At 53.8% G+C, this 15,000-nt stretch carries 22 protein-coding genes and 1 pseudogene; 7 read left to right on the top strand and 16 right to left on the bottom strand.

The window, feature by feature from the left end; all coding sequences use genetic code 11:
* The 12 genes and pseudogenes from CFB02_RS18415 to CFB02_RS18005 all read right to left on the bottom strand — a co-directional run.
* Positions 1-185, bottom strand: a pseudogene (locus tag CFB02_RS18415) (integrase); the annotation flags it as partial.
* Between the two features lie 872 nt (positions 186-1,057).
* The gene (locus CFB02_RS18410; protein ID WP_227519272.1) at positions 1,058-1,444 is read right to left on the bottom strand and encodes a hypothetical protein; all 387 of its coding nucleotides are present in this window, start codon (positions 1,442-1,444) and stop codon (positions 1,058-1,060) included.
* 38 nt (positions 1,445-1,482) lie between these two features.
* Positions 1,483-2,841 (bottom strand): zonular occludens toxin family protein, encoded by a 1,359-nt coding sequence (locus CFB02_RS18045; RefSeq protein WP_088559114.1) that lies wholly within the window; start codon positions 2,839-2,841, stop codon positions 1,483-1,485.
* Entirely contained in the window at positions 2,838-3,083 is a 246-nt protein-coding gene (locus tag CFB02_RS18130; RefSeq protein ID WP_157677823.1) for a DUF2523 family protein, read from the bottom strand. Before CFB02_RS18130 ends, CFB02_RS18045 begins: the two co-directional genes overlap by 4 nt.
* A 73-nt stretch (positions 3,084-3,156) precedes the next feature.
* Positions 3,157-4,491 carry a hypothetical protein gene (locus CFB02_RS18125; protein ID WP_088556271.1) on the bottom strand — a complete coding sequence of 445 codons (1,335 nt, stop codon included), beginning with the start codon at positions 4,489-4,491 and terminating at the stop codon, positions 3,157-3,159.
* A 112-nt stretch (positions 4,492-4,603) separates the two neighbouring features.
* Positions 4,604-4,873 carry a hypothetical protein gene (locus CFB02_RS18035; protein ID WP_088556270.1) on the bottom strand — a complete coding sequence of 90 codons (270 nt, stop codon included), beginning with the start codon at positions 4,871-4,873 and terminating at the stop codon, positions 4,604-4,606.
* A 22-nt stretch (positions 4,874-4,895) separates the two neighbouring features.
* The gene (locus tag CFB02_RS18030; RefSeq protein WP_088556268.1) at positions 4,896-5,120 is read right to left on the bottom strand and encodes a hypothetical protein; all 225 of its coding nucleotides are present in this window, start codon (positions 5,118-5,120) and stop codon (positions 4,896-4,898) included.
* A gap of 10 nt (positions 5,121-5,130) precedes the next feature.
* A complete protein-coding gene (locus tag CFB02_RS18025) occupies positions 5,131-5,427 on the bottom strand; it encodes a hypothetical protein (RefSeq protein ID WP_088556267.1) in 297 nt (98 codons plus the stop codon).
* A 377-nt stretch (positions 5,428-5,804) separates the two neighbouring features.
* Positions 5,805-6,071, bottom strand: coding sequence for a hypothetical protein (locus CFB02_RS18020; RefSeq protein WP_088556265.1), 267 nt, complete (start codon positions 6,069-6,071; stop codon positions 5,805-5,807).
* Positions 6,068-6,397 carry a hypothetical protein gene (locus CFB02_RS18015; protein WP_088556264.1) on the bottom strand — a complete coding sequence of 110 codons (330 nt, stop codon included), beginning with the start codon at positions 6,395-6,397 and terminating at the stop codon, positions 6,068-6,070. The genes CFB02_RS18020 and CFB02_RS18015 overlap by 4 nt, the downstream gene beginning before the upstream one ends.
* Positions 6,394-6,672 carry a hypothetical protein gene (locus tag CFB02_RS18010; protein ID WP_088556263.1) on the bottom strand — a complete coding sequence of 93 codons (279 nt, stop codon included), beginning with the start codon at positions 6,670-6,672 and terminating at the stop codon, positions 6,394-6,396. The genes CFB02_RS18015 and CFB02_RS18010 overlap by 4 nt, the downstream gene beginning before the upstream one ends.
* Complete coding sequence (locus CFB02_RS18005) at positions 6,669-6,872, bottom strand: hypothetical protein (RefSeq protein ID WP_041646358.1); 204 nt, start codon at positions 6,870-6,872, stop codon at positions 6,669-6,671. Before CFB02_RS18005 ends, CFB02_RS18010 begins: the two co-directional genes overlap by 4 nt.
* A gap of 143 nt (positions 6,873-7,015) precedes the next feature.
* Here CFB02_RS18005 and CFB02_RS18000 point away from each other — a divergent pair, with 143 nt between their 5' ends.
* From CFB02_RS18000 to CFB02_RS17975, 6 genes are all read left to right on the top strand, one after another.
* Positions 7,016-7,717 (top strand): XRE family transcriptional regulator, encoded by a 702-nt coding sequence (locus CFB02_RS18000; RefSeq protein ID WP_088559112.1) that lies wholly within the window; start codon positions 7,016-7,018, stop codon positions 7,715-7,717.
* 10 nt (positions 7,718-7,727) lie between these two features.
* On the top strand, positions 7,728-8,816 hold the full coding sequence (locus CFB02_RS17995) for a hypothetical protein (RefSeq protein WP_088559111.1): 1,089 nt from the start codon (positions 7,728-7,730) through the stop codon (positions 8,814-8,816).
* 88 nt (positions 8,817-8,904) lie between these two features.
* A complete protein-coding gene (locus tag CFB02_RS17990) occupies positions 8,905-9,696 on the top strand; it encodes a hypothetical protein (protein WP_088559110.1) in 792 nt (263 codons plus the stop codon).
* Positions 9,697-10,232: 536 nt separating this feature from the next.
* A complete protein-coding gene (locus tag CFB02_RS17985; RefSeq protein WP_088556260.1) occupies positions 10,233-10,523 on the top strand; it encodes a type II toxin-antitoxin system Phd/YefM family antitoxin in 291 nt (96 codons plus the stop codon).
* Positions 10,468-10,734, top strand: coding sequence for a type II toxin-antitoxin system RelE family toxin (locus tag CFB02_RS17980; protein WP_088556258.1), 267 nt, complete (start codon positions 10,468-10,470; stop codon positions 10,732-10,734). The genes CFB02_RS17985 and CFB02_RS17980 overlap by 56 nt, the downstream gene beginning before the upstream one ends.
* 379 nt (positions 10,735-11,113) lie before the next feature.
* Positions 11,114-11,479, top strand: a complete 366-nt coding sequence (locus CFB02_RS17975) for an EF-hand domain-containing protein (protein ID WP_088559109.1) — start codon at positions 11,114-11,116, stop codon at positions 11,477-11,479.
* A gap of 125 nt (positions 11,480-11,604) precedes the next feature.
* Here the strand turns inward: CFB02_RS17975 and CFB02_RS17970 are convergent, their stop codons facing one another.
* Complete coding sequence (locus tag CFB02_RS17970; RefSeq protein ID WP_088559108.1) at positions 11,605-11,793, bottom strand: hypothetical protein; 189 nt, start codon at positions 11,791-11,793, stop codon at positions 11,605-11,607.
* A 166-nt stretch (positions 11,794-11,959) separates the two neighbouring features.
* Positions 11,960-12,400: a universal stress protein gene (locus CFB02_RS17965; protein WP_088559107.1), complete on the bottom strand. Its 441-nt coding sequence runs from the start codon at positions 12,398-12,400 to the stop codon at positions 11,960-11,962.
* A 197-nt stretch (positions 12,401-12,597) separates the two neighbouring features.
* Between CFB02_RS17965 and rhtB the strand changes: the two genes are divergently transcribed.
* Positions 12,598-13,218, top strand: a complete 621-nt coding sequence (rhtB, locus tag CFB02_RS17960) for a homoserine/homoserine lactone efflux protein (protein ID WP_008169293.1) — start codon at positions 12,598-12,600, stop codon at positions 13,216-13,218.
* Between the two features lie 12 nt (positions 13,219-13,230).
* On the opposite strand, the gene CFB02_RS17955 is transcribed toward rhtB, so the two are convergent.
* Entirely contained in the window at positions 13,231-13,671 is a 441-nt protein-coding gene (locus CFB02_RS17955; RefSeq protein WP_088559106.1) for a DUF4124 domain-containing protein, read from the bottom strand.
* A gap of 118 nt (positions 13,672-13,789) precedes the next feature.
* Positions 13,790-14,998, bottom strand: a complete 1,209-nt coding sequence (glcF, locus tag CFB02_RS17950; protein WP_088559105.1) for a glycolate oxidase subunit GlcF — start codon at positions 14,996-14,998, stop codon at positions 13,790-13,792.
* Positions 14,999-15,000 lie beyond the last annotated feature (2 nt).

Raw genomic sequence — 15,000 nt, 5'->3', positions numbered from 1 at the left:
CCCTTAAGGGTCCTAGTATCCTTGCTCGGATTCCAATCTTCTCCAGCTGCATGGCTGTTGAGTGCCCAGCGCTCGAAACGCAGCGCCTCTGCCTTTGAGTCGAAGGATTTTCTGACGCGCTTCTGCCCTCTCCCGCCCGGCTGGATATCTACTTGCCATCGCCCAGATGGTAGCTTCCTGATCATGCCGCCACCTTTGTCAGTAGTCGTCGTTTTATCAGGCCATCCTGGACGAGCTGAAATAGCTCGTTTTCATAGATCTCCCGTCGTCGGTAATAGGCGCACAGGTCCTCCCAAAGTCCGGATTTCTTGAGGCAGTCCCAGGCCTGACGAGGGTTTAAAACGGTTGCGTGCATAAATGGACAAGAGATTGCCAAAGGCCAGGGAGACGTTCTTTTCGTTGCCGCAACCGGGTTCCTTTTTTGCGCGTTTGTAGAGCAGATCCGGGGCCGAGTAGCCGAAGCCGATGTCTTCGCGGAGCTTGGTCCAGATGGGGTGCACCCATTCCCGTTTGACCTCGTAACGGTTGCTGTTGCAGGGCGTACTGCCAGAGGCCAGTCAGGTGCGTACCGCGTCCATTGTAGGTGTAGATGGGCTTCATGTTGGGCGTGCCCTGGGAGATCTCGTTGACGATCCGTGATGAAAGCGGATTTCCAGGCGCCAGACGGGCTTTTCCGGTCATAGCAGGTGTCCGGAAAGCAGTCTTCGTTGCTGGCGCATTCCCAGATGGATTCCATGAAGGCGCGTTTGTCGCTGACATCGACCTCTTTGGATTTGTCGTAGAGGCAGACCTGCAGGCTGTTAGCCTTGCCGAAGGTGTAGGTTTCGCCTCGGCCGTTGACGGTGGAGCCTCCAGGCCCTGGAAGTGGAAATCGCTCATGCCGTTGTGGACGCTGATGGTTCGGGCCCTTGTGACAAAGTGCTGGGCAAAGTCTTGGGGTGGTTCCCAGCCCTGGAAGTCGACGGCCAGGTGGAGTGCGATGCCAACGGGCTTGATGTTAGTGAGGAAGTACATACCCCACTCCCCAAGCTCGTCGTGGATCTCTTGGCTGGAGCGTTCATAGAGCCATCTGGGGGAGGTTTCGATTTAACGTGCGTGCCAGGGTGTCGGCTTCGGCGTAGAAGTTCTGAAGCAGGATCGTCAGGCCGTATTCCCGATTTTGCAGGATGTATTTGAAGCCACCGCGTCTGCCGGATTGCAGGCGGAAAGGGATCTTCTTGATTGTGAGAGTAGCGTCGAAGCCGGATTCGTATTCGGTGGCAATCTCGGCGAGGATTTCGGGTTTCAGGCGTCCCTGGAACAGTTGTCTTACGGTATCCGTGCCGGTCCAAAGGACGTTGACCTTCTTCAGGTTCACTTGCTGGCCTTCCGGACCGATGAAGAGGTCCCCTTTTCCGATTTCGCCGGTGGTGGTGTCGATGCGTTCGAAGTCTCTGATTTTCATCTGTGTCTCACTGTGGTTCTAAGTGGTTTAAAAATCGACTACCGTCGTTTTCTATGAGACGTGTTACAGGGACGTCTCAGGGCTGCGCCCCGGCGCCAGCGGAGCGCTTGCTCCTCGCGCATCGTCGCTAGCGCTCCGCTGGCGCCGGGTCTTTCGTGTCGTGACCAGGGCTGGAACATGGTTGGCTCGAAGCTTGGCCTGGGTTCGGGTTCTCGGATTCTCATGCGTTGGCAATACAGATCCTGGACGCGCTCCCCGTCCCACCAGAGTTGGCCGTGACAATCTCTGAGGTACAGGACGCGGTAGCCGAAGCTGGAAAGGTCTTGTTGGGTAAGCGCGAACTCCCCTTGCAGATCTTCGCCCTGGAACAGGTAGAGGCGGTTGACGCTGCCGGCGATGCGTAGCTCAACGTCGGCGAAGGGGTGTTCCAGGTGCTGGCGTGAGTTGGGGGCATTTTGTTGTTGGTTTTGGTCTAAAGAACGCTCAGACGGGCTACCAGGCGCAAGGCGGCTCCCATCAGAACCATCAGGGTTAGCGCGACCATCAGCCGTATCACTCTCGGGAACAGCCACCGGATCACCCGAGAGGCGAGCCTTTTCGCGCTCGATAATGTGGTACGCCTGATAGCCGAGCAGCGAGAAGCTGCCCACGATAACCACAACTGCAAGCTGCAACTTGCGATCCTTAAGGATTGAATTACCCCCGACCACCCCTTTGGCCTTGCCGGTTTTCGTCGACTGGTAGCACTCGAAGACCCGGAGGTCGACCTTGTACTCTTTTGGGACACCGATACTATGGGAGGCAGCTTTTCCGCTGTTTTCAGGGTCATGTTCCAGTTCCCTCCATTTGTTTTTCTTCCAGGGCACGATGTGGCCCATTTGCCAATGCCGGAAGGCCTGCTGGGCACTCTGGCGGATTTCTTTGTGGATCTTTCCGATGTTGGGCGTGCACAGGAACAGGTCCCAGTTGTAGTGGCGGTGCATGTCGAAGGCCAGGAGGACATCTGCCGGGCGGTTGTCGCGTTGGGCGGCTTCTTTGCCCCCTGGGTAATCCAGGTGTTCGATTCGGAAGTCCCGTCTGGCCGCGGGATACACCGCCTGGGCTTCGTCGAGGACGATGAGTGCGCCGATCGGGACCCAGTGGAACCATCTTGCGGCGTATTCGAGGGCGTCGCGGGTTTCGGTTTCAAGGTTGATGATTCTGGATTCCGGGCCGCAGGTGACGCCGAAGGCTTCTTCCACCCGTTCGATGGAGTCCAGGCCTCTTATGTTGGTGACAACGCAGCGACCGTCGGGGTAGTCACTATCTTCTCCGGTCAGGGCGGGGATGACGTAGCGTTGTACGACCCCGGCGGATTTGTAGGAGCCGGGTGGGCCATGGTGGATGTTGATGGTCATTTCAGCACTCCCATGACGTACCGGGTCAGGTGCGCATTCAGGATGATGTTCAGGGCGTCGGGGATGCGGAAGTAGGTCAGTGCGCCCATGACTTTGGAGTCGATGGAGCCCCAGTACTGGTTGATGGTGCCGGAGATGTTGAGCTGGTTGAGGACTTCCTGGGCAACACCCCAGGCAAAGCCGACGAAGTAGATTTTGGCCTTGGTCACCCAGATGACGTACCAGGCCGAGAGTTTGACCATGGCGTCGTTGATGAAGGTGGGATGGCTTCCAGGAAGGCCCAGATGGCGTCGAAGAAGGTGGCAATGAATTCCATCAGTCTCGTGCTCCCATGATGATGCCCAGTGCAATGAAGGTCGCGGCAAAGAGGATGATGGAGCCGAGGATGGAGAGGTCGGCTCCGAACTTGGAAAGACCGGCGTTGAAGGTCTCGCCGTAGAGGGTGATGTTGTTGTCCTGTAGGCCACCGGCCCCGGTGAAGGAGCCGAAGGAGGCCGACATTTCGGCGCGGATGTTGGCGATGAGGGTTTCGTATTCGCCCTGGACGGCGTTGAGCTCATCGAGGCCGTCGGCCAGTTCTAATGGGATGGCTTCCCCGCTCCAGGTAATCGATTCGCCGTCTTCGCCGACGATTTCGGTCTGGCTGTTTCCGTCGCCGTTTCCGCTTCCGCCACCTCCCCCGCCGGGGATGTTACCGATGGCGTCGGTGATGGCCTGGGTACCGTCTTTGATGGATTTGCCGATGCCGTCGAGCTGGTTCTTGATGTTGCCGCGTTCGGTGTTGCCGGAGGAGAGAAGGCCTTTGATGTCGTCGAGCTGGCCGGCCATGCCGGTGAGATCCCCTTCCCCATCGCCGTCGCTGTCCCCGTTGGAGGTGTCGTTTTCGTTGGTACCATCGGGATTGAGGGAGGCGCAGGCGAAGCCGTCTTCGGTAATGATCAGGCCGCCTTTGAAGCCATCGGGGCAGATGGGCGGGTTGGCGTCGTTATTGACGCATTGGCCGGTATAAGCGCCATCGGGGCCTTCCCCAAAGGCGAAGGTTTCGTTGTCGGCGCATTGGTTGTCGCCGGAGCAAACGTTTCTTCGGTTGGCGCCCCAGCCGATGGTGCCGACAAAGTCGTCGGCTTCACTGGTGCATTCGTCGAAGGGTTCGGCATTGCAGCGGTAATCGAGTTCGCCGTAGATGCATTCGGTGACGCATTTCTTTTGCCGTGGGTCATAGCTCATGAAGTTGTAGCGGCATTCTTCAAAGGTTTTTTCCAGGCGGCAGTCAAAGCCGCTTTCCCCGCTGGGATCGGGGACGTGGCCGGTGCCACATTGGCCGCAGGCTGTGCCTTCGGGTACACCGCCTTCATGGCTGAGTTGGGTGCAGGCCTGTTGAAAGACCCGCATGGTACCGCGGCTGGTGCCGGTGCAGTGCTGGGTGGCGTTGTCGGTGATTTCGATGTAGCAGGCGTAGCCGTTGGTCGCGGAGCAGGCGGCGTCGGAGTCGATGAAGGATTGCGCCGAGGACCAGGACTCGGATTGGCTGGGTACCTTGTTGCACTGGTCCAGGTAAAACTGTTGATGCCAGACGGAGGTGGCCGCCTGGGTCTGGACGGATCCGAGCGTCAGTAGCAGTGTGACGAAGGCGAGGATTGAAAGGCGCATCACTGGGACCGTTGTCTGAATGAAAAAGGGCCGGAATCCGGCCCTTACACAGTCCGGTAACCGGACACGAAACAGCCTGTCCAGAGACAGGCTATTAAGATGCTGGTGAGCATTACCGGTTGAGCAGTCGCAGGACGATGCCCACACCGAACACCACGGCAGCAACCGCGATAACCGCCGCAACCGCTGCGGTGGTGTTGGTGGTGGCGTCACCCTGGGCGGCGGTGATCTCTGCGGTGTGGTCCACGGCGAACGCGGTCACAGAGGTTCCGGCGGCCGCGAGTGCAGTACCGATCTTGGCGGCGCGTTTGCCGAAGCGAGCGCGGGCCATGCCCCAGGTTTTGCAGTTGTTTTGCTTTTCCATTTCGATGATGTCGTTCATGTCGTTTTTCCTTTCGGGTTGGTTATGAGATCTTTCTCATTACTTGGATGACTCTTCCGGCACCGACTCCGGTGACGAAGAGAGCCAGGGCGATTCCTGACACCAGGCCGATGACGCTGGCGTCTGGTGCCAGGTATTCCTGAAACAGGACGTCGACGTCCTGATAAGGAATGCTTTGCAGGGTCCCGGTGCATTCGATGCCCTGGGATCCTTGTGTCCATTCACCGTCGCAGGTGATGACGTTCATCAGTTCTTACTCAGGCGGTTTTCTTGATCGGGTCCTGGGGTTTCATGTCCAGGGCCTTGAAGGTGATCTTGCCGCCCTGCCCGGCTTTCATCTGGGCCTTGACGGTGAACATGGCCGGGAGACGTTCGGCGTGGTTGCGCAGCTGGTCGATGTGCTTCCAGTCGCAGGCGATTTTCATGACTTCGTTGCCGACTCGGTTGTCGTCGTCAGCTTCGGCTGGGGAATAGGCCCACAGGGAACCGCCCCGGTTGCCGTCGATGTCGTAGCGGGTGGCGCCGATGATCATGAGGTTCAGGTAGTTTTCCATTGCGTGTGTCCTCTGGTTTCGTTGGGTGTTGCTGTTGCTGGTTGTCCGGCTGGGCCGGGGTTAAATATTTAACTTTGGTTTTCAGTACTGCCTTTCCTGGTGGTGATGGTGGAAAGGGTTTGAGTTGGGTTTTTCGACCCCTTCGGGGCGGGCTCTACTCGCTCTGCTCCTGGCCACTAAGGTGGCCACCCTTACGGGTAACGATCCCTGTCGCCTGCCGCACTCCGTTTGCCGCCTTTGCTCATGGTTCGGAATCAAGGGGCGGGCGTCCTCCCCCGACATCCTCACCACTCCGGATGCGCACTGTGGACCAGCCAGAGCCCGCCACAAGGCCAGGGGGCCTGCGGCCCTGGCGCTACGCGCCAGCCTTGTAACGGTCACTGTCCGGCCCCCTTTTCGTGCGCGAGTGGTGACGATGACGGGGGCGGACTCGTGGGCTTTTCAGGGGGTTGGTCCTGAGTGCCAAAGGTCGGGCAGCCAGCCTCCAGCCAGGCGGTCAGGACGGAACCTCCGAGGGTCCAGAGATCCGTTCCCCGTTGGATGGCTTCCTGTTGCAGCTGGAGGTAGATGGAGGACGGAGCGCAGACGTAGAAACGGCGCTCTTTGTCTTCCACCTGGTCTTTTCTGGGGGGGATATGGCTCATGGTTGCGTCTCCGTGACGGTGGGAAGATCCAGGTGGCCGCAGTCCCAGGCGTCCCGCAGTTGTATAAGGCGGTCAAAGGCCGGGCTGTGATGGCCGCTGGCTTCCAGTTCGTGGATCAGGGCGTCGGTGAAGGCCGCTTTGCAGCGGGCCATGTAGTCGCACGGGTAGTCGGTGCGCACTTCCTGCAGCTGGCTTAGCTGGTGCAGGAGGGTGTCAAAAAGGCCTTCCAGGGCCTGGGCAGTGAGCGCAGAGGACGGACGGGGGCCCTGGAAGGCAAAACTGGCCGCGCTGATGGCTTTGCTGACGTCTTGGCGGTGGTATCTCATGCGGCGGCCCTCAATCCGGTGCAGGCCTGCCCTACTGCCCAGGCGTTGAAGTCGCGGGTATCGTCCTGGAGGAAGAATTCGGCCCAGGTGATGGTGAGGTTGAGGCCGTACCAGTAGAGGCCGGAATCGACACCCATATAGGAAGAAACCATCTGTTGGATCTGGCTCACGCGCAGGGCGGCAAGCTCGTAATCGCCCGCCTCATGAGCCTCACAGGCTTGCTGGAAGCGTAGGCGCATGATGGTTTTCTTCTGGTTGCGAACATCCGGAGTCATTGCCAGTCCTCCTGGTCCAGGGCCTGCTGAGACAGGGCAGCAATGTTGACCATGCGCACCCGGCCGATTTTGAGTGAAGGCAGATGTCCTTTTTCGATCTGGCCCCGTACCTGCCCTTCCGTTAAGCCAGTAAGCTGGGCGTAGCGGTCCTGGGTCATGACCGGAGTTGCGATCAGAATGATTTGCTTTTGCTCGTCCACTGTTTTGCACTCTGCTACACTGATTCACACACAAAACGACACCGATTTAGAACACTTTCGTGTGTCACTAAGACCAATATAACACTTTAAGGTGTTATTGCAATACCTTAATGTGTTTATTTTTGATCTAGGCGAAACACAAAATGCATCAAGGCACACAAAACGTTATCGCAGCGGCGATAGGAGAAAGGCTCACCCAAATCAGGGGATCCAAGAGCCAAGGAGCATTCGCTGAAGAGCTGGGAGTGCACAAAAACTCTCTAGGCCACTATGAGAGAGGCAATAGAGTTCCTGACGCAGAGACCTTGCTCAAACTTGTTGAGATGGGCTTCGACGCAAACTGGTTACTAACTGGAAAAGGGCAACCGAAAGGAGAGCAAGCTCATACAGAGCTAGGTCAGGACATTGAAAAATTAAAGCGCCTTGACGAAGAGTTTGCACTCATCGCCGGTTACAACGTGCAGGTAGCAGCTGGCCACGGATCAATAGCTGGGAACGAAGCACCTACCAGGGAACTGGCTTTCCGGAGGAAATGGCTTAGATATCGAGGATTCAGCGAGAACGATCTGGCACTAGTCTTCGCTAAAGGCGATTCGATGGAGCCGACGATATCCGATAACGAAACTGTAATGGTCGACACCAACGAAAAGAAGCTCCGCGATGGACATATCTATGTGATCCGAAACGGAGACCACTTACTGGTAAAGCGCATTCAGACACTGTGGAATGATGGAGTACAACTGCTAAGTGACAACAAAGAGTATCCTCCGCAAGAGATTTCAAGGGCAGATCTTGAAAACCTAGAAGTGATTGGCAAAGTAGTTTGGGTAGGAAAGGATCTATAAAGGGAATTATATGATACTAAACAACGAACTAGCGCATAAAATCGATAGGATCGAACAATTACTTAAAAAACTACTCATAGAATCACAAACTTTTGACTCCAAGGAACTCAAGAAATTCATTGACTCCTTTACCGCCTCTTACAAATCATTCAAAAGCAAGTTATCTAATAACGAAAAGCCTACATCAATAATTGAATCCGCGATAGGATCCTGCAAACGCGCAAAGTCAATTGCCGAGAAGATTCTTGAGAAAGACGACCTTAAAGATCATGCCAAAGAAATAGCAAATATCTTAGTTAGTGAATCAGACAAAATTCAGGGTGAGCTATCGGGCTATTATCTATTCGAGTCTCCCTTTGAGTTTAGCGAAAGCCGAGACCTTTCATTAACGGAAATAAACATCAAAATTGATGACCTATATCAGAAGATGAATGCTGCAACGAGCCAGAATAACCAGGCTTTGTCTGACATTGAAGAGAGAATTAGTGATATTAGAGGTGAGCTGAGCTCAATATCTTCCACAACAGATAAGATGAAATCAGTTTTAGAAGAAACCTTCGAAAATGCAGACAAGTTTATAGAGCAGTCAATAAAAAGCTTGAAAGAAAAAGAGGTCAAAGCAGAAGAGCTACTTGAGCTTATCTCCCGAGATACGATATCTGGTAGTTATCAGCAGTCAGCGGCGGCTGAACGAAAAGTAGCAAATGTTCTGAGAGGTCTTTCCCTATTCTTTATGATCTTAATGACTGTAGTTATGGGAATAACGATGTGGGAAAGTGTAAATGACACAATCACGATTCAAGATTCTATTTTCCGCATCGCGATAGTCATGATCCTATCAATTCCTGCAGCCTACCTTGCCAAAGAATCGTCCAGGCACAGAATGCTTGAAACAAATCACCATAGGGTTTCACTGGAGCTTAAATCGGTAGATCCGTATCTGTCTTCACTCCCCGAGGAAAAAAGAAACGAAATTAAAGAGAGGCTTGCTAATAAAATATTTATGGGCTCTCGCGCAATCGAAAGCGAGGACCAAAAAATTCCGATCAGCTCGCATGAGTTTATTGAAAAGCTTTTAGAAAAGATTAACAAAAAATAATCGCGGAAGGACAGAATTGGTAGTTTGTGCGAAACCTCAGAGCGGGTTATATAGTTATATATTTAAATACTAAACTGGATAATAAAACATGAGCAATGAGTTTAATGAAAGTCCAGCTAGAATCTTACACAGGAAGTTGAAAGAAATTGACCAAATCACTGCCATGTCTGGAATGGGATCTTTCATAGAAACCAGCGTGCGAGATCCAAATAAGAGTGATTTATCATTTCTGGACTCCTTAATAGAATCAATAAATCAAAACCAATTATCAAAGCTTGTTGCACACTATCCCAAGATTACAGACATCGCAGCAGAAATAGTTGCGTCAATTGAAGAGGATTCATACTTCGATGACCTAAAAAAACCAAGCCTTCCGAAACTCAATCACGACAGAAAGAAAAATATCAGAGAGATAATATGGTATACATCGAAAATAAGATCTTTGATTGAACCACTAATAATTGAAGAGAATGCAAATAGAGAGTCAAAAAATTTTTATGATTTGATAAACAAAAAGAAAGCAAAACTAGAAAAAGGTTTTTACTATGAATTCACAGATGGAGACTTGAAACGAATTCAAGAAATCATAAACGAGCTTAGAGAAAAAATATCCGTATCTGAGCTTTTTGAAGAGAACCACAAGACAAGGCTATTGCGAAGACTAGAGAGGCTGCAGTCGGAGCTCCACAAACGGATGAGTGACGTTGACCGGTTGTGGGGTTTGGTCGGAGATGCTGGAGTTGTTATTGGCAAATTTGGTACTGACGCCAAACCTTTCGTTGACAGAATCCGAGAGATTTCAGACATTGTTTTTCGAACACAGGCGCGGGCGGAGGAGCTTCCCTCTGCGGCAAAGAATCCTTTGCTGGAAAAGAAATGAGAGAAACATCCATAAACGCGGCTGAAGAATGGTTAAGAACGATAGCCACTTTCCTTCTTACTAACCCTCCAAAGAAGCCGCTCATTTATAGTAGTGATGTGCAAAGCGAAATGCGCAGCCCCCGTCAGACAGCCTCGCAATATGTTAAACCTCCAAATATTGTTAAGAGAAAATGGGTGAAATAGAGTTGGTTGGGATAGGAGCTCACAGCGTGCCAACAGAGTAACCACCGATTAGAGGTTTATTGTGGACTACTGCGGTTAGCTACAACCCCATATGCTTAAAACGTGGTGGAAAGTGGTGTTTGTGCACTCGCATACGCTACGGTAAGGCTCTCATAATGCCCTGCCCGGCCCCTTGAAAACCCGCCAACACTACGCCAAGCCACTTTTTAGACCTTTTTTTAGACCTTTTTTTAGTCTATTATTCAGAGTAGTGCCGAATAGCAATGAATGTTGCCGCGAGTGATAGGCTGAGTGAAAGCTAGTGGTGAGCGGGCAACCACAAACTATGGATGAGGGCACGGGAGAACTGACATGAAAAGCCTTTTTGCGAGGCTTGCGGCCACCATTTCGGAGCTGAAAGCTAATCCGAATGAGGTGCTCAACCAGGCCAACGGCGAACCGATTGTGATTTTGAGTCACAACAAACCAAGAGCCTACATGGTGCCTGTCGAGACATTCGAACAGATGCAAGAGCAGCTTGAGGATTACCGGCTTCTACAGGAGGCTCGCAAGCGTATGGATGACGAATCAATACCGGTGAGCATCAATGAGCTACGAGCTGGAATTCAAGAAAAAAGCGCTCAAGGAATGGAACAAACTTAACCCTGCCGTCAAGACGGAGTTCCTGAATATTCTGGAGCGACGCCTAGAGAATCCGAGGATTCCAAAGCATCAGTTAAAGGGATCCTCTGACTTCTACAAAATCAAACTCAGATCCCAAGGCTTTCGCCTGGTTTACCACGTAGACGATGGCAAAGTGGTCGTTACGGTTGTGACTGTCGGTCGCCGCGACACGGTATACAAAGGCTTTTAGGGTGTCCGCATAGTGTCCACGTATCTGCGTTCATGAGTGGTCATGTGTGGAACTACATTTCCGTAAGTGCTTGAATGTGCAGCACTGTGGACTATTGAGCAGCTCTAGCAAAGGATTGAAAATCCCCGTGTCGGTGGTTCGATTCCGCCTCCGGGCACCATTAAGAATTCAGACAGAACCCGCCTTGTGCGGGTTTTGTTGTTTCCAGGCCGCCCTAAGGGGCATCCGCCACAAACACTTCGCAACTCCCCCCTGCCAACCACTGGTCTCTCAGCCCCGCAGTTGCAGCACAGGAATGTCTGGCGCCCCTGGCGACATTGGCATATCCTTTGTTTTTGGCACCCAACACCAGTAATGCAAAGATTCAGAGGGCATTACCATGAGAAAACTCCACCTAACCCTATCTTTAGCGGTTTCTCTTTTGGTAGCTGGATGCGTCAATAGCAACGTCGAACCAACGCTTAAAACTTCCAGCGCATCTGTGAGCTCCAAAGGGCTTTTTGAATGCATTAACCGCAATGGTAATGGTTACATCGACCGTTCTGAACACGTTTACCTGCGCCCATGCGGAATCAACGAAGACCTCGCCTGCGGTAATGTTCCAGACTCATTTGACGAAAGCTCTAACACTAACACCGTGCAATTCGGATCGAGATTTCTTCAACTTGCCGATGCAGATGGTGATGGGAGGATAAGCAGTCTGGAGCTCCGCGCCCACTGCAATAGCATGAACGTGCAGAAGTAAATCCTGGGTTCACTGGGGCGCAATTTGATGGGAAAAGAAAGTGGTGCCCCACGGGCACCATTAAAAATTCAGACAAAACCCGCCACGTGCGGGTTTTGTTGTTTCTGACGCCCTAGAAAGCCGACTCATGCTGAGATTCTTTGGGCATTGCACGCCCTGGGATCAATGCGCTCTTCCATCAGCCGTCGTTCACACATGGCCCTTTTCAGTTCCGAGTAATTGGTGGGGCTCGGATCTTCTTTGTAGCGCTCCTGGGCCAGTCTCGCCAGATCGCACTTATCAAGCCACTTCTCAATCAACTCTGCAGTCTTCATAGCCACCTCGTTTCGTTGAATTTACCCGGTCAGCATAAAGTCTCTGGCACAGAGCTATCTCGGTTGTTTTTCGCATGAATTGTGGCGAAACATGGAGGGCATTGAGGATCAGAAATGAAAAAGCCCGCTTTGAGCGGGCTTTAAAGACTATAACTTCCTTTGTCGTTTACTCACTAACCACCGTCACCGGACGATGGGCATGCCTGACGACCTTCTCGCTCACACTGCCAAGAGTGAGGCTTCTCAGCGCAGAGTCGCCGCGGCGCCCCAGAAACATGTGGGAGCCGGAATGTTCATCGAGGTATTCAACGATCTCCTTGGCCGGATCACCCTTTAGCAGGACTTCTTCCGCCGGCTCAACAATCCCGCTTACCGCCTGCTTCGCGGCGTCAAATGCCTTGCGTCCGTATTCGCTGGCTTGTTCGTCAATGTCACTCTGCGGTATGCCGCTTACGATCAGTCTCTCGAGCTTGGTACCGGGGAAGACGGCAAGCAGTTTGAGTGGCTGGCTCGTCGCTCTGGCAAACTCCGCTGCCATTTTGGCGGCGTGCGATGAATGCTCCGAACCGTCACACGCGACTACAATGCTTTGATTTCCATTTGCCATGTCATCAACTCCTTTCCTGATCAATGTTTAACCAACCTAACATTGCTGCGGCCATACGAGGGTTGATTGAAATCAATTACAGCGGGATCGATTCCAGTGTTGAAGCAGTTTGTACTTATTGCTGGGACCTGTGCGCCCTGCCGATTGCCTTCATGGCTTATACTGTAGATCCCTTGGCTTTTTCGGGAGCGTAAATCATGTCACTTGCAGCCTGGCTGACCTTCCTTGTTGCAGCCGTTCTGATCAGTGTTTCCCCGGGTGCCGGGGCGATCAATACCATGAGTAATGGTATGCGTTACGGCGTTCGCCGATCGCTGCCGGCAATCATGGGGCTGCAGCTTGGTTTTGGCATCCAGATTCTGCTGGTGGGTGCCGGCCTCGGCGCCATCATCGCGTCCTCCAACATCGCCCTGTCGGTTATCAAATGGCTGGGTGTTGCCTACCTGATCTGGCTGGGCATTTCCAAATGGCGAGAGCCTGTGATGGAATCCATGGACGATGACCGTCAGCCCGTTAGCGGGTACAAGCGGTTCTGGAATGCCGTGTTCGTGAACCTCACCAACCCCAAGGCCACGGTCTTTCTGGTGGCCCTGTTTCCACAGTTTCTGGTAGCAGGCGCACCCCATGGCCCGCAGTTGCTCACCATGGGCATCACACTGATTCTGGTGGACTGCCTGGTAATGCTCGGCTACGCCCTGCTGGCAAGCCAGCTGTTCCGGTTTATGACCACAGCCCGGCGCCAGCGGCAGATGAACCGCGTATTTGGCGGCCTGTTTGTGACCGCCGCTGTCGCCCTGGCCAGCTTCAAGCGCGCCTGATCACAAACCCGTTCAACGCAGGATACATTCCCGACTCAGCTTCTGGCTGAGCGTCCTGCGTTGTTGCCTCAGGGTATTACCCCTGTCGTTGCTATAGCCCGCCCGCAGTTTGGACTGAATCCGCCCCAGCTTGCTTCGGTAAGTCGCGCACGTCTTCTCAAGCTCGGCCTCGGCCTTTGCTTTCTCGGTGATTCCGGAGCCTCCCGAGCGACCGGAGGCAAGCAGGCCTTCAACGTCTTTGCGAATTCCGGACACCCGCTTTCCTTGCCCAAGGTTCTCAGACATCGGCACTGTGACAGGCGGCTGCACCTGCAGCTGTTTGTGCGGAATGTCACCCGGAGGGTAATCGGAGAAGTGCGCTACGCCACGGCCGTCGATCCAGGTATAGACCTCGGCATTAGCTACTGCGACAAGCGAAAAAGACAAAACAAGACCAGCCATCATCCTTGGCATACGGTTCCACTCCCTGTGGTTCGGTAATTTGGTAGGGCAGTATAGCGAAAAAAGCCCGGAACTTGGGGCCAGATGAAAAAGGGGTCAGATGAAAATTTCATCTGACCCCAAATCCATTCTACTGATCCAGCAACTCAATCCAGTGCTGCACAGGCACCGGCGACTTGGTTTCCAGGTGCATCTGGCAACCGATATTGGCGGTCACGATGCGATCCGGATTGTCGACAGTCAAAGCCTTCAGCTTGTTACCAAGCAGCTTCTGGCTCATCTCCGGTTGGGTCACCGAATAGGTGCCAGCAGACCCGCAGCAGAGGTGCTTGTCCTTTGTTGCTGCAAGATTGACACCGGCCCTGGTCAATACCTGCTCAACCACACCGTTCTGCTTCATGGCGTGCTGCAGGGTGCAGGGACAATGGAATGCCACCTTGCCCGGGTCCTGGCGGACCTTGAGCTTTTCCAGATCCTGTTTCAGCAAAAAGGCGCCGAGATCGGTGCACAGCTCGCTCACCTTCTGGGCCTTGGCGGCATAGACCGGATCGTCCTTCAACAGATGACCGTAATCCTGAACCATCGCCCCGCAGCCAGAGGCCGTCATAATGATTGACTCAGCACCAGCTTCGATAGCGGGCCACCAGGCATCAATGTTCTGGCGCATTCTTTCCAGGCCTTTCTCGTGCTCGGAAAGGTGATAATTCACGGCGCCACAGCAGCCAGCCTCGGGTGCTTCCACCATGGTAATACCGAGCCGGTCCAGAACCCGGGCGGCGGCCGCATTGGTATTCGGAGTGGCCGAAGGCTGCACGCAACCGGCCAGTGCCAGCACAATACGGCTGTGGCTGGCTGCAGGCCACGGGCTGGCCTGCTTTCTGGGCGGCACCTTGGTGCGCAGTTTTTCCGGTAATACCGGGCGGAAAACCTGCCCCAGGCGAAGCAGAACACCGAACAACTGGCGGTTGGGAATCACCCGCGCCAGGGCCCAGCGCAGCCACTTGTCTTTCGGCTCCCTGGGCATCTCCTTTTCCATCAGGCCGCGGCTGATGTCCACCAGGCGGCCATACTGAACACCGGACGGACAGGTGGTCTCACAGCTGCGGCAAGTCAGGCAGCGATCCAGGTGCTCGCGGGTTTTCTCGGTAACTTCCGCCCCTTCCAGGAACATCTTCATCAGGTAGATCCGGCCACGAGGACCGTCACGCTCATCGTTCAGCTCCTGATAGGTCGGGCAGGTAGCGGTGCAAAAGCCACAATGCACACAGGCCCGCAGGATCGACTCGGCTTCCTGGCCTTCCTTGGTGTTGGCAAATTGTTGAACCAGATTCGTCTGCATAA

Source organism: Marinobacter sp. es.042 (assembly GCF_900188315.1).
GTDB lineage: Bacteria > Pseudomonadota > Gammaproteobacteria > Pseudomonadales > Oleiphilaceae > Marinobacter.
Note: the sequence above shows the minus strand (reverse complement) of the source record. Positions and strands in the feature narration are given on the sequence as shown.